The sequence below is a fragment of the Leifsonia xyli subsp. cynodontis genome, from assembly GCF_050632205.1.
In the GTDB taxonomy this organism is placed as follows: domain Bacteria; phylum Actinomycetota; class Actinomycetes; order Actinomycetales; family Microbacteriaceae; genus Leifsonia; species Leifsonia xyli_D.
The window spans coordinates 2,111,368-2,129,943 of the sequence record NZ_CP192578.1; the positions used below are offsets into that span (position 1 = coordinate 2,111,368).

Genomic DNA, 18,576 nt, shown 5'->3' on the forward strand with positions numbered 1-18,576 from the left:
CAGGTCACGGGTACCCGATGAACCACAGCAGCACCAGCGCGACCGGTTGCAGCGCGATGCAGGCGAGCAGCGCGATCCTCCGCGCCTGACGGTTGCGGGTCAAACCTCGCGCCCCCGCCAGCGGCGCGAGCGGCAGCAGCAGCCGGAACGTGCTCTGCTGCGGCAGGAAAACCGCGAACAGGTACAGTCCGTAGCTCGCCGCGTAGGCGACCATGTCCGTCCCGAGCGCCCGCACCGACGGCCGGGTCACGATCCATACGAAGCCCGCGACGATCCCGATGACGATGAGCGCGCCCAGGATGCTGAGGTACCGCCAGCTGAGCAGGAACCACGGCGTCAGCGGGATGAATGCGACCTTGCCGATGAAGCCCGTCCACCACGACAGCTCGGTGCTGACGTACGCGTCGCCGGTGCCGGTGACCGCCGCCGCGATGATCGGCCACGACAACCCCGCGACCGCCATCGCGGCGCCGGAGACGACGATCGACAGCCGTTCGCGCGGGCGGAAGCCCTCGCCTCCGCGCCGGGCGTCGAGCATCCGCACCAGCAGCACGATCGCGAGCGCGAGCGGAAGCGCGAGGGCGCCGGGCCGCGTGAAGGCGGCCGCCACCCCGAAGGGCAGCATGAGCCAGTAGCGGCGCTGGAACATCGCGAGCAGCGCGGCGAACATGAGGAAGAAGAACATGCTCTCGGCGTAGGCGATCTGCAGCACGAACGACAGCGGCCCGAAGCAGAAGAACGCGGTGGCCCAGAACGCGCTCGAGACGCCGGCGCGGGCCGCCACCAGCCGGAACAGCACGACGCTCGCCGCCGCCCCGAAGAGCATGGCGACCGCGACGCCGGCGGGGTAGAAGTCCATCCCGGTCACGAACATCAGCGCGCGCACGACCATCGGGTACAGCGGCAGGAACGCCCACGGGTTCTGCTGCACCGACCCGTCGCTGTCGAGCGGGAGCGCGGTCGGGTAGCCCTGCTCGACGATCTGGCCGTAATAGGCGCCGTCCCACGAACCCGAGAAGGTGAAGAAGGTGGGGTCCATCCGCGGGCTCGAGTACGACCAGTGGCCGATGTTCGCCGCGATGAACAGCGTCAGCATCAGGAGGGTCGTGAGCAGCCGCGACACCGCGTACAGGACCAGCACGGCGGCCCACCACGGAACCTCCCGGCCGGCAAAGCGCAGCCGCCGCGGAACGCCCAGGGGAACGGCCGTGAGAACCGGTCGCCTGGTGCTCGTGGTGCCCGCTGTCATCGTCCCATCCGCTGATCGTTCGCTGAATCGCCTCTTGGATGGTACCCGTGCCACCTCCGCTCGGGGAGGCGCTTGACGCGGCGCTACTTCACGCTGCCCGCGGTGAGCCCTCCGACCAGGCGCTTCTCGATCAGCATGAACAGGATGACCACCGGGATGACCGCCACGACCGACACCGCGAAGACGTACTGCCACGCCGCGTCGTACTGGCCGACGAACTTGGTGAGGGCGACCGAGAGCGGCTGGTTCGCATCCGTCGACAGGATCACGAGGCTCGCGGCGAACTCGTTCCACGACGCCACGAAGGTGTAGATGATCGCGGTCACGATGCCCGGCCAGACCAGCGGCAGCTGCACCCGGAACAGCACCGTCCACTTGCCTGCGCCGTCGAGCTGCGCGGCCTCGTCGACCTCCTTCGGCACGCCAGAGAAGAAGCTGTGCATGATCCAGATCGCGAACGCCAGGTTGAAGGCGGCGTTCACCAGGATCATGGCCAGCCAGGTGTCGTTGATCCCGAGGGCCACCATCTCCTTGAACAGGCCCGTCGCGAGCACCGTCGGCTGGAGCATCTGGGTGACGATGACGAGGAACAGGAAGATGCCGCGCCCCGGGAACCGGAAGCGCGCCGTGTAGTAGGCGGCCGGTACGCAGACGATCAGCACGAGCGCGGTCGCGAAAACCGCGATCACGATGGTCGAGATCAGGTTGTACGGCAGCGGCGTCTCGGGCGTCGACCACATCGTGAGGTAGTTCTCGGGATGCCACTGCTCGGGCAGGTACGTCGGCGGCACCGCCAGGATGTTGTTCCGGCTCTTGAACGAGCCGACCAGCATGATCAGGTACGGCGCGATGAAGACCAGCGCGATGACGATGCCGGCGATCACCTTGAGGGTGGTGCGCCAGCCGGAGCCCGAGCGGCGCGAGCCTCGGCGGCGCACCGTGGGCGCGCCGGCGACGAGGGTGGGGGCGGGCGCGGTCACTGGACCTCCTTCATGGGCTTCACGATCCACAGGTACAGGCCGACCACGACGAGCACGATCAGGAAGTTGATCACGCTGAGGGCGCTCGAGAGGTCGATGCGCTGCTCGTTCTGCAGCAGCTTGAACACGTAGGTCGTCGTGGTGTCCGCCTTGTAGCCGGGGATGGATCCGGTCATCAGCTTGAGGATGGGGAGCGAGTTGAACACGTTGATGATGTTGATCAGCGTGGCCAGGGCGATGGCGCCGCGCAGGTTCGGCAGGGTGACGCTGAAGTAGGAGCGGAGGGCGCTCGCGCCGTCCACCTTGGCGGCCTCCAGCATGTCGCCCGGGATGCCGGCGAGCCCGGCGAGGATCGTGTACGTCGTGAACGGCAGCGACACGAAGACCGCGATGCCGATGGACGAGACGAACGCGGGCAGCGGCTCCTTGGTGAAGCCGAACGGCTCCGCGAGCACGTGGATGTCGACCAGGAACTTGTTGATGATCCCGTAGAAGGGGTCGAGGCCGTAGACGAAGACGGTGGTCGTCATGACGACGCTGGCGGCCCACGGGACGATGATCGCCATCCGCACCCACCGACGCCCGGGGAAGTTCTTGTCGAGGAACTGCGCGAGGGCCAGCGAGATCACCACGGTGATGACGACGACCGAGACCACCCAGACGAGGGAGTTGAGCAGGATGCCCGGGAGCTCCGGGCGCGAGAGGACGGTCGCGTAGTTCTGGAAGCCGACCGAGCCGTGGTCCACGCCCGCGATGGAGATCTTGCGGGTGGAGTTGTAGACCATGTAGCCGGCGGGGAACAGCACGACGCCGAAGATCAGGATGAGGGCGGGCAGCGTCCACGGCACGGCGTGCCAGAGGTCCGACGCTCCGCCCCGGGGCTTGGGGGACGCCCCGCGGCGGGGACGGCCGGTGGCCGCCCCCGCGCGGGTCGTTTCAGCGGTGCTGGTCATCCGGGTTACTGGCCGTCGGCCTTCGCCTGGATGGACTTCAGCAGCTCTTCGGGCTTGGCGCCCTGGCCGAGCTGACCGATCTGGCTCTGGATGGCGCCCTGGGCGGCCGACCAGTTCGGGTTGGTGGACGGGTAGAACTTGGCGTTCGGCAGAAGGTCGAGGAACGGCTTGATGGTCTCGTCCGAGCCCATCACATCCGCACCGGACTTGGTCGTGGGCAGGAAGCCCTCCGCCTTGACCCACTTCGTGTAGACGTCCTTCGAGTAGAAGTAGTCGAGGAACTTCTTGATCGACGCGGTCTTGTCGGTCTTGTTCTTGAACGCCATCATGTGGTCCGCGACGCCGAGGGTGAACGGCGAGCCGTCCTTCGTCGGGATCGGCGCGATGCCGTACTTCAGCGACGGGTTCTTGTCCTTGAGCTGGCCGACGGTCGGCGGCAGGCCGACCTGCATGCCGAGCTGGCCCTGGATGAAGACGTTGAGCAGCGGCGTGCGGTTGGTCGAGCCCGGGTTCGGCTGGGTGTAGCCCTGGTTGATGACCTTCTGCATCTCGGTCGCGCCTGCGACGTTCTCCGGGCTGTCGATGGTCAGCTTCTTGGCGTCGCCGTAGCCGCCGCCCGCACCGTAGAACCAGATCGCGGTCTCGGCCTGCGCCTCCTCACTGCCGAGGGGCATGCCGTACGGGGTGACGCCGGCCGCCTTGAGCTTGCCGGCGTCCTCCTCGAACTCGGCCCAGGTCTTCGGCGGTGCCGAGATGCCGGCCTTCGAGAAGTCGTCCTTGTTGTAGAACAGGGCGCGGGCGGAGGCGATGAACGGCAGACCGTACTGGGTGCCGTCGATGCTCGCGTTCTTCTTGAACGCGTCCTGGAAGTCGTTCAGCGTGGAGGCCGAGACGATGTCCTTCGCCGGGTAGAGCAGGTCGTCGGCGGCGAAGCCGGCGAACGCGTCGATGTTCAGGATGTCGGGTTGCTTCTGGGCCTGGATGCGCGTCTTGATGACGTTGTTGATGTCCGTCCAGGACTCGACATCGAGGTTGACCTTGAGACCTACGTTCTTGGCCTCGAAGTCCTTGATGATCTGCTGCCACTCGGCCTTGGTGTTGTCCGAGTAGCTCGCCACCATCAGGTCGAGCGTCTGCGCGCCGCCGGACGAGCCTCCGGACCCGCCGCTGAAGCCGCAGGAGGCGAGCGTCATGGTGGCGACCGCCGCTGTCGCGACCGCCGCTCCCCACCGCAGTGACTTCTTCATTGCTTCCTCACTTCTCGAAGGGAAAAACACGAACCGTCACTGCGATGGTGCCTGCGCGACGATGCGTAGCTGGTGATGCTTAGTGATTTGTTTCTGCATGAAACAAGCACTTGCACTCAATGGATGCTCGAAAGCATGCCGCTTGCGGGCCCCCGCGTCAAGAACTCGGTGGGAGATCGTTACATGGCGTTTACACCTGGGCGCCGATTCGGCCATGGAACACGAAGAAACGATTGAACGTGCTCACTAGACACAGCCTTCGATCATCAGCGATCATTGGACGCAGTCAACGAGAACAGGAGCGATCAGTGACGCACGCATCCCCCGGAGGAGCCCACATGGAGGCCGAGCTGCGCTCGCAGCCCGAGACCTGGGCCCGAGCCGCCGGCCTGCGCGACGAGCAGTCGCAGCTGCCCGCCGCCGGCGAGCGCATCGCCGTGGTCGGCTGCGGCACCTCGTGGTTCATGGCGCAGGCGTACGCCGCGCTGCGCGAGACCGCCGGGCACGGGGTGACGGACGCGTTCGCCGCCTCGGAGGCGCCGGTGCTCGACCGCGGCTACGATGCCATCGTCGCCATCACCCGTTCGGGCACAACGACCGAGGTGCTCGAACTGCTCGACGCCCTGCGCTCCTCGGGGAGCCGTGCGCGCACCGTCGGCATCGTCGGCGATCCCGAGACGCCGTTCGTCGACCTGGTCGACACGGCCATCCGCCTCCCCTTCGCCGACGAGCAGTCGGTCGTCCAGACGCGCTTCGCCACCACCGCCCTTGCGCTGGCGCGCGCCTCCCTCGGCCACGACCTCTCCCCCGCGATCCACCAGGCCGCCGCCGCGCTCGAGGAGGAGCTCGACGACGAGCTGATCACCGCCGGGCAGTACACGTTCCTGGGCGCCGGATGGACGGTCGGCCTCGCCCACGAGGCGGCGCTCAAGATGCGCGAGGCGTCGCAGTCGTGGACCGAGTCGTACCCGGCGAAGGAGTACCGGCACGGACCCATCGCCATCGCGGCGCCCGGACGCGTCACCTGGATGCTCGGCGAGTCCCCCGCGGGCCTCGCCGCGGATCTCGCCGTCACCGGCGCCCGCTTCGAGGACCGCCCCATCGACGGGATGGCCGACCTGGTGCGCGCGCAGCGCGTCGCCCTGGCGCGCGCCCGGCGCTTCCAGCTCGACCCGGACAGCCCGCGCAACCTGACCCGATCGGTGATCCTCCCCTCGTGACCGCCGACGCCGTGGACCCGCTCTCACCGGTCGCCGCCCCGCTCGGGCCCGGCGCACCGGTGCTGGCGTTCGATGTCGGCGGCACCGACATGAAGGCCGCGCTCGTGGACGGCGACGGCCGGCTCGTGGAGGTGCTCCGCATCCCGACGCCGCACGACGGCGCCGCCACGGGCGACGCGGTGGTGGATGCGGCTGCGCGGCTCAGCGAGCGCTTCGCGGCGACGCATCCCGGCATCGTGCCCGAGGCCGCAGGGCTTCTGGTGCCCGGCCACGTGGACGACCAGGCCGGGGTCGGCGTCTTCGCCGAGAACCTGGGGTGGCGCGACTTCCCGTTCCGTGCGCGAGCCGAGGAGGCGCTGGGCCTGCCCGTCTCGTTCAGTCACGACGTGCGCGGGGCCGGCGAGGCGGAGCACCGGCTCGGCGCCGCGGCGCCGTTTCGCGACGTGGTCGTCATGGCGATCGGCACCGGCATCGCCGGCGCGATCTTCGTCGACGGCCGGCTCTACACCGGCGGCGGCATGGCCGGCGAGATGGGGCACTCCCGCGTCGCCGACGGGCCGGTCTGCGCCTGCGGCGGGGTCGGCTGCCTGGAGGCCGTGGCCTCGGCGGCGGCGATCGCCCGGCGGTACAACGCGCTCACCGGCGACGGCGTGCCCGGCGCGCGCGAGGTGCTGCAGCGGGCGGAGGCCGGGGACGCCGTGGCCCGGCAGGTCTGGGAGTCGGCGCTGGATGCGCTCGCCCTCGACCTCTCGCACACCGTCGCCCTGCTCGCCCCGGAGGCGGTCGTGATCGGCGGCGGCCTGGCGCAGGCCGGCCCCGCGCTGTTCGGGCCGCTCGCGCAGAAGCTGGACGGCATCCTCACCTTCCACCGTCGGCCGGTCCTGCTGCCCGCGAGCATCGGCGAGAATGCGGGAGTGATCGGGGCGGCCCTGCGGGCGCGCGACCTGCTCGTCTCCTCGCCCGCGCCGGAGCCGGCCTCGTGATCCTCACCGTCACGCCGAATCCGGCCCTCGACCTGACCTACCGGGTGCCCGTGCTGCAGCCGGGCGAGACGCATCGCGCCGCTCCCCCGGCCGTCCGCGCCGGCGGCAAGGGGCTGAACGTCGCCCGGGTGATCGCCCAGACCGGCGGCCCCGCGTTCGTGCTGACCACCGCGGGCGGCCCGTCCGGCCTCGAGCTGGCCGACGACCTGGAGGCGTCGCGGCTGCCGGCCGAGCTCATCCCCGTCGCCGCCCCGACGCGCAGCAGCGTCGCCATCGTGGATGAGCGCTCGGGCGAGACGACGGTGATCAACGAGACCGGCGGAGTGCTGACGCCGGCCGAGTGGACGGCGCTGCGGGATGCGGCCGTGCGTCTGGCGGTCCCCGCGACCTGCGTGGTCGGCTCCGGGAGCCTGCCGCCGGATGCGCCGGAGGACTTCTACGCCGGCCTCGTCGCGATCGCCGCCGCCCGCGGCCTGCCGTGCGTCATCGACGCCGTCGGGCCGGCGCTGGTGCGGGCTGCGGAGGCCGGCGCCGCGGTGGTGAAGCCGAACCGCCGGGAGCTGGCCGAGACGACCGGCCGCGACGATCCGGTCGCGGGGGCGCGTGTCCTGCTCGATGCGGGAGCCGGCCTCGTGCTGGTCTCGCTCGGCGCACTCGGGATGCTGGCTGTGCCCCGCACCGGGGACCCGCTCCGTGCGCGCCTGCCCGAGCCCCTCACGGGCAACGCGACGGGCGCGGGCGATGCCGCCGTCGCCGCCGTCGCCACCCTTCTCGCCGAGGGAACCGACGACCCGGCCGCCCTCCTGCGCCGGGCCACCGCCTGGTCGGCCGCCGCCGTGCTTGCGCCGCTCGCCGGCGAGCTCCACCCGTCCTATCCGTCGCTCGAAGCCCACCTCGTCACCAGCTGACCGTCGTCACCCGCCCGGAGCCGCCATGCCCCTCATCCCCACCGCCGACCTGCTGCACGCCGCGGCGGCGCGCCGCACCGGCCTCGCCGCGTTCAACGTCATCCAGCTCGAGACCGCCGAGGCTCTGGTGGACGCGGCCGAGCGGACCGGCCTGCCCGTCATCCTGCAGATCTCGGAGAACTGCGTCGCCTACCACGGCTCCCTCGAGCCGATCGCCGCGGCGACGCTCGCCCTCGCCCGCGAGTCGTCCGCGCACGTCGCCGTGCACCTCGACCACGCTGAGGACGAGCGGCTGGCCCGGCGCGCGGTGGAGGCGGGCTTCGGCTCGGTGATGTTCGACGGATCCACCCTCGACTACGAGCACAACGTCGCCGCGACCGTCCGCGTCGTCGAGCACGCCCACGCGAACGACGTGCTGGTGGAGGCGGAGCTCGGCGAGATCGGCGGCAAGGACGGCGCGCACGCGCCCGGGGTCCGCACCGATCCCGCCGAGGCCCGGCGCTTCGTCGACGAGACCGGCGTCGACGCACTGGCGGTCGCCGTCGGCAGCTCGCACGCGATGACCGAGCGCACGGCGTCCCTCGACCTGGAGCTCATCGCGCAGCTGCGACACGCCGTGCCGGTTCCGCTCGTCCTGCACGGGTCGAGCGGGGTGGCGGATGAGACGATCGTGCAGGCGATCCGCGCCGGGATCACCAAGGTCAACGTCTCCACCCACCTCAACCGGTTCTTCACCGATGCGATCCGCGCGTACCTCTCCGCGCATCCGGAGGCGGTGGACCCGCGGAAGTACGTGCGGGAGGGACGGGCCGCGGTGTCGGCGGAGGCGGCGCGCCTGATGACCCTGTTCGACATGGACCGGGCGGGCGGAACGGAGACGGCACAGCGATGAACAGAGCGGAACGGCTCAATGCGGTCCTCGACCTCCTGGCGGAGGCCGGGCAGGTCGAGGTGGACGACATCGTCGCGAAGCTCGACGTCTCGGCCGCCACCGCGCGCCGCGACCTCGACGCGCTGGCGTCGCAGCAGCTGCTGACGCGCACGCGCGGCGGCGCCATCGGGCAGTCCGTCGCCTACGACCTGCCCATCCGCTACAAGCGCGAGCAGCACGCGCCCGAGAAGCTGCGGATCGCGCAGGCGGCGAGCGCCCTGGTGCCGCGCGGCGCCGTGGTGGGCCTGTGCGGCGGCACGACCAGCACCGCCGTCGCGACGGTGCTCGGCTCGCGGCCCGACCTGATGGAGCCGTCGCCGCATCCCAGCCTCACCGTCGTCACCAACGCGATCAACATCGCGGCGCAACTGGTGATGCGCCCGCAGATCAAGACCGTCATGACCGGAGGCGTCGTGCACGCCCGCTCCTACGAGCTGGTCGGGCCGTACAGCGACGTCGTGCTCGAGAAGATCACCATGGACATCGCCTTCATCGGCGTGAACGGGATCGACCCGCTGGTCGGGGCGACGGTGCACGACGAGGGCGAGGCGAGCGTCAACTCGCTGATGGCGCGCCGTGCCACCCGCGCTGTCGTCGTGACCGACTCGTCGAAGATCGGCCGGAAGGCGTTCGCCACCCTCGGCGGCCCGAGGCTGCTGACCACCATCATCACGGACGACGGCATCACCGCGGACCAGCGCTCCGCGTTCGAGGATGCGGGCTTCGAGGTGATCGTCGCGTGAGCGGCGGGCACCTCATCCACTCGGCGCGGCTGGTCGACGGCGGGACCGTCGTCGACGACGGCTGGGTGCGCTTCGAGGGCGGCGTCGTCGCGGCGGTCGGCACCGGGGCGTCGTGGCGCTCGGAGCCCGGGATGGACACGACGGATGCGCGCGGCGGGTGGCTGACGCCCGGCTTCGTCGACATCCACGTGCACGGTGGAGGCGGTGCGAGCTTCGACGACGGCGGCGAGGCGATCGCGCGCGGGCTCGACCTGCACCAGCGGCACGGGACCACGCGGGCCGTCCTCTCGCTCGTCACCGCACCGGTGGAGGTTCTGGCCGATCGCCTCCGCGCCGTCGGCGGTCTCATGGCGGCCGACAAGCGCATCCTGGGATCGCATCTCGAGGGCCCGTTCCTCGACGTCGGGCACAAGGGCGCGCACGAGCCGTCGCTGCTGCGGTCCGCCACCCCGGCCGATATCGATCTCCTGCTCACGGCGGCCGGCGGCACGCTGCGGCAGATCACGATCGCCCCGGAGCTTCCCGGCGGGATGGACGCGGTGCGCGCGTTCGCCGGCGCCGGGGTCGCCGTCGCGGTCGGGCACACCGGCGCCGGTTACGACCAGGCGCTGGCGGCCTTCGACGCCGGGGCGAGCATCCTCACCCACGCGTTCAATGCGATGCCGGGGCTGCACCACCGCGCGCCCGGGCCGGTCGCCGCCGCGGCGCGGACGCCCGGCGTCACGCTCGAGATCGTCAACGACGGCGTGCACGTGCACCCGGAGGTCGTGCGGATCGCGTTCGCGTCCGCGCCGGGGCGCATGGCGCTGGTCACCGACGCGATGGCGGCCGCGGGCTCCGCCGACGGCGACTACCTGCTCGGCTCGCTCGAGGTGGAGGTGCGCGACGGCGTCGCCCGGCTCGCCGGTGGCGGTTCGATCGCGGGGTCCACGCTGACGCTCGACGTCGCGCTGCGCCGGGCCGTTCAGGAGGTGGGCATCCCCGTCGCGGAGGCGGTGCGCGCGGTCACCGAGACGCCCGCCGCCGCGATCGGGCGCGGCGACGACCTCGGCCGGCTGCGACCCGGCTATGCCGCCGACGCCGTGCTGCTCGACGAGTCGTTCACCGTCCGCCGCGTCTTCCGCGACGGCGCAGTCGTCGCCTGATCGCCGTCAGGCGGGGATGCGCTCCCGCGTCATGCGGCCCACGACGATCACCAGCACCACCGATACGGCCAGCAGGCCGACGTAGCACCACGGCAGGAGCATCAGTCCGCCGGCGTCGAAGATCAGCGAACCGACCAGCGCTCCGCCGCCGATTCCGACGTTGAACGAGGTCGTGTAGAGCGCGCTGGCGGTGTCGCGGAAGCCCGCCGACGAGGTGTGCAGCATCCGGGTCTGCAGCAGCGGCGGCAGAGCGCCGAAGGCCAGCCCCCACAGCAGGAACGCGATCAGGGCCAGGACGGGCTGGGCTGCGACGAGCGCGAGCGCCGCCACCGCCACACCGGTCACCACGAGGGCGAGGATCAGCCCCAGTTGCGGCCGGGGCCCGAACACGGAGCCGGCGAGCAGCAGACCGCCCGCGCCGGCGATGCCGTAGACGAAGAGCAGCCCGCCGACGTTGGCCGCCGGGATGCCCATCGGCCCGGTCAGGAACGGCACGACGAACGTGTAGAACGCGTAGTGGCCGATCATGGTCACCGCCGCGATCAGGCACACCATGACGACGGCCGGGACGGTGCGGTCGCGCGGCTTCGGGACGCTGCGGTCACGGTGGCGACGGCGCGCGCCGTCCTCCTCCCGCTCCACCGCGGGCAGGAACCGCCAGATCACCAGCGCCCCGACCACCATCAGACCGGCCAGGATGCCGAAGGACAGCCGCCAGCCGAACAGGTGCCCGGCGAACGTGCCGAGCGGGACCCCCAGCACGAAGGCGAGCGTGCCGCCGCCGAGCGTGATCGACACCGCGCGGCCGATCTGCTCCTTCGGGACGAGGTGACCGGCGTACGCGCCGACGATCGACCAGAACATGCCGTGCGCGACGCCGCCCAGGATGCGCGAGCCGACGACGAACTCGTAGCTCGGCGCGATCGCCGTCAGACCATTCGAGATGCCGAGCACCACCAGGATGCCGATCAGCAGCCCGTGCCGGGGCCAGCGGCGGGTCAGCGCGGTGAGCGGCGTGCTGGTGACCACGACCGTGAACGCGAACACGGTCACCAGAAGGCCGATCTGGGCCTCGCTGACCCCGAGCGATGCACTCATATCAGGGAGCAGCCCGGTCGGGATCATCTCGCTGGTGACCGAGAGGAAGGTGGCGGCGGCCAGGGCGATGAGCCCCGTCCACGGGAATCTCGGTGCAGCGCGCACCGGAGTCGTCGAAGTGGCAGTCATAGGGATCTGTCCAGCGGACGGCGTTCCCCGGCCATTCCGATTCGGACACTCCCGGCGGACGCGGGGAGGGGAGATGGCGGGTCGACTACGCGCCCATGTGCGCGCCCAGGGCCGAGCGGGAACCGCCGACCACGGACGATTCTACCGGAGGTCTGCCAGGACGGAAGCGCTGTCCGTGATCTCGATGAGCGGTGCGTACAGCGCCATGGCGTCGAGCGCGCGCTGGTGATCCGCCTCCGAGAGACCGGCGCAGCCGTCCGCCACCACGCGGATGCGAACGCCGGCGTCCGCCGCTCCGAGGGCGGTGCTCAGCACGCAGCAGTCCGTCGAGACCCCCGCGAGCACCACATCCTGAGACCCCCGCAGCGCCGCGCGCAAGTCGTCGCCCCACTTGCCGAACGTCGGCTCGGTGACCACCGGGTGGCCGGTGTCGCGGAAGGCGAGGACGAGGTCGTAGATCGGGTCGTCGGCGGGAACCAGCGCGAAGGGCCACTGCTCGTAGTACGGGACCCAGGCGCCCTCCGGCCGTTCGGGCGCGACGAAGCGGGTGAAGACGACGCGGTCGCCGAACGCGGGCACCAGACTCGCGATCACCGCCTCCGCCTCGGCGAACTTCGGCGTGAACCATTCGCTCGCGGGGTTGCCGAAGACCTGCTGCATGTCGACGACGACCAGGGTCGGCGCGGTCACCGCTCCTCCTGGCGCCGCACCGCGTTGCGCGAGAACAGCAGAGTGCCGACGTAGCCGATCACCAGGGCGACGAGCACGCCCAGGTTGGCGAACGCCCAGTCGCCCTGCTTGCCGCCGATCGGGCCGAGGAGGTAGCCCTGCCAGCTCAGCCAGTCGGCGTAGGTGTTCGTGACGAGCCCCCAGCCGATGACCGTGCCGACCACGATGAGCGCGATGGGGACCCAGCGGATCGCGCCGTAGCGCCCGCGCCGGTCGTACAGCTCGGCCTCGGCGTAGTCGCGCCGACGGAGCTGGATGTCGGCGACGAAGATGCCGCACCACGCGGCGATCGGCACACCGAGCGTGATCAGGAAGCCCTGGAACGGGCCGATGAAATCGGTCGCCACGAACACGACGTACACGGCGCCTGCGGTCATGATCACGCCGTCGATCGCCGCGGCGACGTAGCGGGGGACGCGCACGCCCACGCTGAGGAGCGCCAGGCCCGAGGAGTAGATGTCGAGCACCGCGCCGCCGACGAGGCCGAGCACCGCGACGATGACGAACGGCACGAGGAACCAGGTCGGCAGGAGGGACGCCAGCGCGCCGATCGGGTCGGCGGCGATCGCCTGGCTCAGCTTGGCCGAGGAGCCGGCCAGCAGGATGCCGAAGATCAGCAGGATGACGGGCGCCAGCGACGAGCCGAACGTCGTCCATCCCACCACTCCGCCGCTCCGCGCGGAACGCGGAAGGTAGCGCGAATAGTCGGCGGCGGCGTTCACCCAGCCGAGCCCGAACCCGGTGAGCATGAAGACGAAGCCGCCGATGACGTGCGGCGCGTCGCCCGCTGGCAGCGCGGCGACGGCGCCCAGGTCGATGTGGTTCAGCACGAGCAGGATGTAGACCACCGTCAGCACGCCGGTCACGATCGTGATGACCATCTGCATGCGCATGATCAGGTTGAACCCGATCACGCCGCCGACGATGACCAGCGCGACCACCACGATGAGCGCGACGAGCTTCGTGATGACGCCGCCCTCCCAGCCGAGCTGCTGGAACACGGTCGCGGTCGCGAGCGCCGCCAGCGAGACGAGCACCGTCTCCCACCCGACCGTCAGCAGCCAGGAGAGGAACGACGGGACCCGGTTGCCCTCGACGCCGAACACCGCGCGGCTCAGCACCATGGTCGGGGCGGAGCCGCGCTTGCCGGCGAGGGCGATGACCCCGCACAGCAGGAACGACGCGACGATCCCCACGACGCCGATGATGGTCGCCTGCCAGAACGAGATGCCGAAGCCGAGCAGGAAGGAGCCGTAGCTGAGCCCGAACACGGAGACGTTCGCGCCGAACCACGGCCAGAACAGATCGCGCGGGCGGCCCTTGCGCTCGTCCTCGTGGATCGTGTTGAGCCCGTTCAGCTCCACATTGAAGGCGGATGCTGCGCCTGTACGGGTGTCGGGCGCATCCTCACCGGTGCTGGTCATGCACCGATCGTGGTGCACCCCGCCCCGCGCGTCAACTCGCCTCGCGCGGCTGGCCGCCCCGCCACGCCGCTAGCCTTGTCGGGTGACCGACTCCTCCGCCTCCAACCCCGCCGGCTCCAACCACTGGGTGCTCACCTTCAGCTGCGCCGACCGACCCGGGATCGTGCACGCGGTGAGCGGCGCGATCGTCGCCGCGCGGGGCAACATCACCGAGAGCCAGCAGTTCGCGAGCACCGACACCGGGCGCTTCTTCATGCGGCTGCAGGTGGAGTCGGAGGCCGGGCGCGGCGAGTTCGAGCAGGCGCTCGCACCCGTCGTCGAGCGGTTCGGGATGACGCACCGCGTCGACAACGTCGGCCGGCCGCTGCGCACCCTGGTGCTGGTGTCGAAGGCCGCGCACTGCCTCAACGACCTGCTGTTCCGCCAGCGCGCCGGGCAGCTGCCTGTCGAGATCCCGCTCGTGCTCAGCAACCACGAGACCCTCGGCGACCTGGCCGGGTTCTACGGCGTGCCGTTCGAGTCGCGACCCGTGACCGACGCGGCGTCGAAGGCGGCCTTCGAGGCGCGCATCCTGGAGGCGGTCGAGGAGCACGACATCGAGCTCGTCGTGCTCGCGCGCTACATGCAGATCCTGTCGCCGGAGCTGTGCGAGCAGCTCGCCGGCCGCGCCATCAACATCCACCACTCCTTCCTGCCCGGGTTCAAGGGCGCCAACCCGTACCGGCAGGCGCACGCCCGCGGCGTGAAGCTGATCGGCGCGACGGCGCACTTCGTGACGAGCGACCTCGACGAAGGGCCGATCATCGAGCAGAACGTCGTGCGGGTCGACCACACGCAGACGGTCCAGGAGCTGGTGGCGATCGGGCAGGACGAGGAGAGCCGCACCCTCACCCAGGCGGTGAAGTGGTTCGCCGAGGACCGCGTGCTGCTCGACGGCGCCCGGACGATCATCTTCCGCTGACCGGCGGGAAGCTAGACTTCTCGGGTGAGTTCCGCACCCGAACAGCACGCGCCCGTCAAGGTGGGCGTCAACGACGTGCTCCGGTTCGTCCTCGAGCTGTTCGCCATCGTCTCGCTCGCCCTCTGGGGCTTCCTGGCCTGGCCGCTGCCGTGGAACATCCTCGTCGGCATCGGCGCCCCCGTCATCGCGATCCTGCTCTGGGCGCTGTTCCGCTCCCCGCGGGCGGTGCTTCACGTCGATCCGTTCGTGAAGGCTGTCGTCGAGGTCGTGGTGTTCGGGTCGGCGGCCTTCGCCTGGTGGGACCTCGGGCAGCCGGTCGTGGCGATCGTGTTCGCGGTGGTCGCGACCATCAGCGGCGTGATCAACGGCCGGCGCGAGTTCGCATGAGCCGCCTCGTCGTCCACAGCGCCCGCAAGCTGGATGCCGACGGGCTGGTGGACGACTTCTGGTTCGTCGCCGACGGCGCCCACATCACCGCGACGGGCACGGGGACGGGATGGCGCGCGGCCGCCGACGACGGCGACCGGGGCGCGCAGGTCATCGACGCCCACGGACACTGGCTCACCCCTGGCTTCATCGACCTGCACTGCCACGGCGGAGGCGGTCATCCTTACGACGACGGGGTGGATGAGATGCGGGCGGCGCTCGCGACGCACCGCGCCCACGGCACGACGCGGTCGCTGATCTCGCACGTCGCCAATCCGCTCCCCGACCTCCGGCAGAGCCTCGCGGTCGTCGCCGACCTCGTGGCGACGGACCCCCTGGTGCTCGGCTCGCACCTCGAGGGCCCGTTCCTCGCGCCCGAACGGCGCGGGGCGCACGACGCGCGCTTCCTGCTCGACCCGGAGCCGGAGGCGGTGGAGCAGCTGATCGCGGCCGCACGCGGCACGCTCCGCACCGCGACCATCGCACCCGAACTGCCGAACGCGCTCGAGGCGATCGGCGTGCTGAGCGAGGCCGGCGTGGTCGTCGGCGTCGGCCACACCACGGCGGACTACGCCCAGGCTGCGCGGGCGTTCGAGGTGGGCACCCGCCTCCTGACGCACGCGTTCAACGCGATGCCGGGCATCCACCACCGCGCCCCCGGACCGGTCATGGCGGCGATCGACGAGCCCGAGGTCACGCTGGAGCTGATCCTCGACGGGCTGCACGTGCATCCGTCCGTCGCGGCGCTGCTGTTCCGCGAGGCGCCCGGCCGCGTCGCCCTGGTCACGGACGCGATGGCGGCGGCCGGCGCGACCGACGGCGACTACCACCTGGGCGGACTCAACGTGACGGTCCACGGCGGCCTTGCCGTGCTGTCCGGCACCGACACCATCGCTGGCTCGACGCTGACGCAGGATGCGGCCCTCCGCAACGCGGTGACGCGGGCCGGAGTGGACCCCGTCGCCGCGGTCACCGCGCTCACGCGCACCCCGGCGCACGTGCTCGGCGAGGACCACCGCCTCGGCCGGCTGCACACCGGATACCTCGCCGACGCCGTGCTGCTCGACCACGAGTGGCGCGTCACCGCCGTGATGGCCGACGGCGCCGTTCTCACCGGCTGAGCTCCGCCAAAGCCAAGAATTCCGGAGTTTTTCGACCCGATCGCGCCGAAAAGGTCGAAAAACTCCGGAACTCTTGGCTGCTGCCTGAACCCTAGAGGGTCTGCCAGGCGGGCTTGTTGGCGTAGGCGTACCGGTAGTAGTCGATGTTGCGCAGCCGGGATGTGGCGGCCTCGTCGACCAGCACCGTGACGTGCGGGTGCAACTGGATCGCCGAGCCCGGGTTCGACGCGGACACCGGCCCCTCGACCGCCCCGGCCAGCGCCTCCGCCTTGCCCTCGCCGAACGCGAGCAGCATCAGGTGCCGCGCCTTCAGGATGGTCGACAGGCCCTGGGTGATGCAGTGCATCGGCACGTCGTCCTCCGAGTCGAAGAAGCGCGCGTTGTCCTTCCGCGTCTGCTCCGTCAGCGTCTTCACGCGGGTGATCGACGCGAAGGACGAGCCGGGCTCGTTGAACCCGATGTGGCCGTCCGTGCCGATGCCGAGGATCTGCACATCCACGCCGCCCGATTCGGCGATCGCCTTCTCGTAGTCGGCGCCCGCGTGCTCGATGCCGTCGAGCGACCCGTTCGGCACGTGGATGAGCGACGGCGTCAGCCCCAGCGGCTCGACCACCTCGCGGCTGATGACCGCGCGGTACGACTCCGGGTGCCCGGGCGGCAGGCCCACGTATTCGTCGAGCGCGTAGCCGCGGACGTGGGACACATCCACACCGCGCTCCCGGATCCCGCGCTCGAGCGCCCGGTAGACCGCCAGGGGCGTGCTGCCGGTCGCGAGGCCCAGGACAGTGTCCGGCTTCACGGAGATCAGGTCCAGGATGCTGCGCGCGGCGAGCTCGCCCGCGGCGTCCTGGTCGCGGACGACGACGATTTCGGCCATCAGTTCTCTCCTACGAGTGCCGCACCGAGCGCGGCGACGGGGGTTCCTTCGGGGACGAGGCGCACCCGCCCGGGCAGGTCGAGCGACGCCAGGAACGGCGACGTGCGCTCCCAGTCGTGCAGCACCCCGTGGACGTCGTCGAGGAGGCGCTGGCCCAGGTGGCTCAGGCCGCCGCCGATCACGACGGTGCCGGGGTCGACGGTGAGCACGAGGACGCGCACCGCTGCGGCGATGCCCGCAGCCAGCCTAGCCGTGATCGCCCGCGCGCCGGGGTCTCCCGCGGCGGCCGCGCGGAACACCGCGCGCACCGGGAGCGGGTCGTCGGTGGGCCACTGCCGGGCGACGCCGGAGCCGCTCGCCACCGTCTCGAGGCAGCCGCGCTGGCCGCATCCGCAGACCGGTCCGAGCGGGTCGACGGGCAGGTGGCCGATCTCTCCGGCGATGCCGCTGCTGCCGCGCCACAGCCGGCCGTCGGCGACGATTCCCGCCGCCATCCCGGTGCCGAGGTTCAGGAACGCCATCGTGCCGGTCAGCCCGAGCAGGTGGTACGCGCCCAGGGCGGCCGCCTTGACGTCGTTCTCGACGCGCACGCCGACTCCGAGGCGGCCGGCGAGCATCCCGCCGAGCTCCAGGCGCTCGAGGCCCAGGTTGACGGCGTGGGCGACATGCCCGGAGGCGGTGTCGACCATCCCGGGCACCCCGATCCCGATGGACCGGAATCCGGTCGGCGCGAGCCCGGTGAGCTCCCCCAGCCGCGACACCGCCGCGACCGCCGTCTCGACGACGGCCGAGTCGCCGAACCCGGTGACGAGACGGATGCGCTGCGCGAGCGCACCTGCCTCGTCGACGGCGACCGCGTCGGTCTTGGTGCCGCCGATGTCGATCCCGAGCCTCACGACCGGGCGCCGAGCAGTTCGAGCAGTGCCCGGCCGACCAGCCGCGAGGCGCCGAAGGTGGCGATGTCGGCGTAGGCGCGGTCGTCGCTGGGCCACCCCATGTCGACGACCAGCACGCGCTCCCGCTCGGCGCGCAGGCGGTCGATCGCCGCGCGCGCGAAGGCGTGCCGGTGGTTGTCCTTGCCGATGACGAGCACCGGCGACTGGGCGGCGAGCACGAGGTCGGGATGGTCGCCCTCGGTGAACAGGACCGCCGGGTTGGCCGCGAACGCCGCCGCGGCCGGACTCGCGGGGTCGGCCTCCACCTCGGCGAACGGTCCCCACGGGGCGCTCCCGACCGCGATGTTGGCGACGGTGTCGATCCGCACGACCGAGTACCGTCCGTCGTTCGCCGCGAGCCACTCCCGGGCGTGCGCGCTCGCGTCGAACGCGCGTCCCGTCGCGGCCACATCCTCCCCGGCGATTCCCCCTCCATCGAGTCCGCGATCTTTGCACGCGACACGCCGCCCGTGGGGTCAGACTTCGCGGACTCGACGGCGGCGGACTCGACGGCGGC

At 71.3% G+C, this 18,576-nt stretch carries 19 protein-coding genes; 9 read left to right on the plus strand and 10 right to left on the minus strand.

What is annotated here, in order from left to right:
• Positions 1-4 precede the first annotated feature (4 nt).
• The 4 genes from ACQ86M_RS10405 to ACQ86M_RS10420 all read right to left on the minus strand — a co-directional run bounded on the left by ACQ86M_RS10405 (position 5) and on the right by ACQ86M_RS10420 (position 4,429).
• Positions 5-1,249: a hypothetical protein gene (locus tag ACQ86M_RS10405; RefSeq protein WP_431245388.1), complete on the minus strand. Its 1,245-nt coding sequence runs from the start codon at positions 1,247-1,249 to the stop codon at positions 5-7.
• An 83-nt stretch (positions 1,250-1,332) separates the two neighbouring features.
• Entirely contained in the window at positions 1,333-2,229 is an 897-nt protein-coding gene (locus tag ACQ86M_RS10410) for a carbohydrate ABC transporter permease (RefSeq protein WP_431245389.1), read from the minus strand.
• Positions 2,226-3,182: a carbohydrate ABC transporter permease gene (locus tag ACQ86M_RS10415; RefSeq protein WP_431245390.1), complete on the minus strand. Its 957-nt coding sequence runs from the start codon at positions 3,180-3,182 to the stop codon at positions 2,226-2,228. Before ACQ86M_RS10415 ends, ACQ86M_RS10410 begins: the two co-directional genes overlap by 4 nt.
• Before the next feature lie 5 nt (positions 3,183-3,187).
• Positions 3,188-4,429 (minus strand): extracellular solute-binding protein, encoded by a 1,242-nt coding sequence (locus ACQ86M_RS10420; RefSeq protein WP_431245391.1) that lies wholly within the window; start codon positions 4,427-4,429, stop codon positions 3,188-3,190.
• 338 nt (positions 4,430-4,767) lie between these two features.
• On the opposite strand from ACQ86M_RS10420, the gene ACQ86M_RS10425 reads away from it, so the two are divergent.
• From ACQ86M_RS10425 to nagA (ACQ86M_RS10450), 6 genes are read left to right on the plus strand one after another with little or no spacing between them, the layout of a single operon-like run.
• A complete protein-coding gene (locus ACQ86M_RS10425) occupies positions 4,768-5,649 on the plus strand; it encodes an SIS domain-containing protein (RefSeq protein ID WP_431247877.1) in 882 nt (293 codons plus the stop codon).
• A 59-nt stretch (positions 5,650-5,708) separates the two neighbouring features.
• The gene (locus tag ACQ86M_RS10430; protein ID WP_431221465.1) at positions 5,709-6,632 is read left to right on the plus strand and encodes an ROK family protein; all 924 of its coding nucleotides are present in this window, start codon (positions 5,709-5,711) and stop codon (positions 6,630-6,632) included.
• Positions 6,629-7,540, plus strand: coding sequence for a 1-phosphofructokinase family hexose kinase (locus tag ACQ86M_RS10435; RefSeq protein ID WP_431245392.1), 912 nt, complete (start codon positions 6,629-6,631; stop codon positions 7,538-7,540). The genes ACQ86M_RS10430 and ACQ86M_RS10435 overlap by 4 nt, the downstream gene beginning before the upstream one ends.
• A 25-nt stretch (positions 7,541-7,565) precedes the next feature.
• Entirely contained in the window at positions 7,566-8,432 is an 867-nt protein-coding gene (locus tag ACQ86M_RS10440) for a class II fructose-bisphosphate aldolase (RefSeq protein ID WP_431245393.1), read from the plus strand.
• Complete coding sequence (locus ACQ86M_RS10445; protein WP_431218637.1) at positions 8,429-9,214, plus strand: DeoR/GlpR family DNA-binding transcription regulator; 786 nt, start codon at positions 8,429-8,431, stop codon at positions 9,212-9,214. Before ACQ86M_RS10440 ends, ACQ86M_RS10445 begins: the two co-directional genes overlap by 4 nt.
• Positions 9,211-10,359: an N-acetylglucosamine-6-phosphate deacetylase gene (gene nagA, locus ACQ86M_RS10450; RefSeq protein ID WP_431245394.1), complete on the plus strand. Its 1,149-nt coding sequence runs from the start codon at positions 9,211-9,213 to the stop codon at positions 10,357-10,359. The genes ACQ86M_RS10445 and nagA (ACQ86M_RS10450) overlap by 4 nt, the downstream gene beginning before the upstream one ends.
• A 6-nt stretch (positions 10,360-10,365) precedes the next feature.
• Here the strand turns inward: nagA (ACQ86M_RS10450) and ACQ86M_RS10455 are convergent, their stop codons facing one another.
• From ACQ86M_RS10455 to ACQ86M_RS10465, 3 genes are all read right to left on the minus strand, one after another.
• Entirely contained in the window at positions 10,366-11,586 is a 1,221-nt protein-coding gene (locus ACQ86M_RS10455; protein ID WP_431245395.1) for an MFS transporter, read from the minus strand.
• Positions 11,587-11,727: 141 nt separating this feature from the next.
• Entirely contained in the window at positions 11,728-12,276 is a 549-nt protein-coding gene (locus tag ACQ86M_RS10460) for a cysteine hydrolase family protein (protein ID WP_431245396.1), read from the minus strand.
• Complete coding sequence (locus tag ACQ86M_RS10465) at positions 12,273-13,739, minus strand: purine-cytosine permease family protein (protein ID WP_431245397.1); 1,467 nt, start codon at positions 13,737-13,739, stop codon at positions 12,273-12,275. The genes ACQ86M_RS10460 and ACQ86M_RS10465 overlap by 4 nt, the downstream gene beginning before the upstream one ends.
• An 82-nt stretch (positions 13,740-13,821) precedes the next feature.
• On the opposite strand from ACQ86M_RS10465, the gene purU reads away from it, so the two are divergent.
• Genes purU through nagA (ACQ86M_RS10480) form a run of 3 tightly spaced genes read left to right on the plus strand, consistent with a single transcriptional unit; the run spans position 13,822 to position 16,247 of the window.
• On the plus strand, positions 13,822-14,700 hold the full coding sequence (gene purU / locus ACQ86M_RS10470; RefSeq protein ID WP_431245398.1) for a formyltetrahydrofolate deformylase: 879 nt from the start codon (positions 13,822-13,824) through the stop codon (positions 14,698-14,700).
• Positions 14,701-14,724: 24 nt separating this feature from the next.
• Entirely contained in the window at positions 14,725-15,087 is a 363-nt protein-coding gene (locus ACQ86M_RS10475) for a YrdB family protein (RefSeq protein WP_431218642.1), read from the plus strand.
• The gene (gene nagA, locus ACQ86M_RS10480) at positions 15,084-16,247 is read left to right on the plus strand and encodes an N-acetylglucosamine-6-phosphate deacetylase (protein ID WP_431245399.1); all 1,164 of its coding nucleotides are present in this window, start codon (positions 15,084-15,086) and stop codon (positions 16,245-16,247) included. The genes ACQ86M_RS10475 and nagA (ACQ86M_RS10480) overlap by 4 nt, the downstream gene beginning before the upstream one ends.
• A gap of 91 nt (positions 16,248-16,338) precedes the next feature.
• On the opposite strand, the gene nagB is transcribed toward nagA (ACQ86M_RS10480), so the two are convergent.
• The 3 genes from nagB to ACQ86M_RS10495 are packed head-to-tail and all read right to left on the minus strand — an operon-like array spanning position 16,339 to position 18,469.
• Positions 16,339-17,124: a glucosamine-6-phosphate deaminase gene (gene nagB / locus ACQ86M_RS10485; protein ID WP_431245400.1), complete on the minus strand. Its 786-nt coding sequence runs from the start codon at positions 17,122-17,124 to the stop codon at positions 16,339-16,341.
• Positions 17,124-18,020, minus strand: coding sequence for an ROK family protein (locus tag ACQ86M_RS10490; protein ID WP_431245401.1), 897 nt, complete (start codon positions 18,018-18,020; stop codon positions 17,124-17,126). The genes nagB and ACQ86M_RS10490 overlap by 1 nt, the downstream gene beginning before the upstream one ends.
• Positions 18,017-18,469: a hypothetical protein gene (locus ACQ86M_RS10495; protein ID WP_431245402.1), complete on the minus strand. Its 453-nt coding sequence runs from the start codon at positions 18,467-18,469 to the stop codon at positions 18,017-18,019. The genes ACQ86M_RS10490 and ACQ86M_RS10495 overlap by 4 nt, the downstream gene beginning before the upstream one ends.
• Positions 18,470-18,576: the final 107 nt, after the last annotated feature.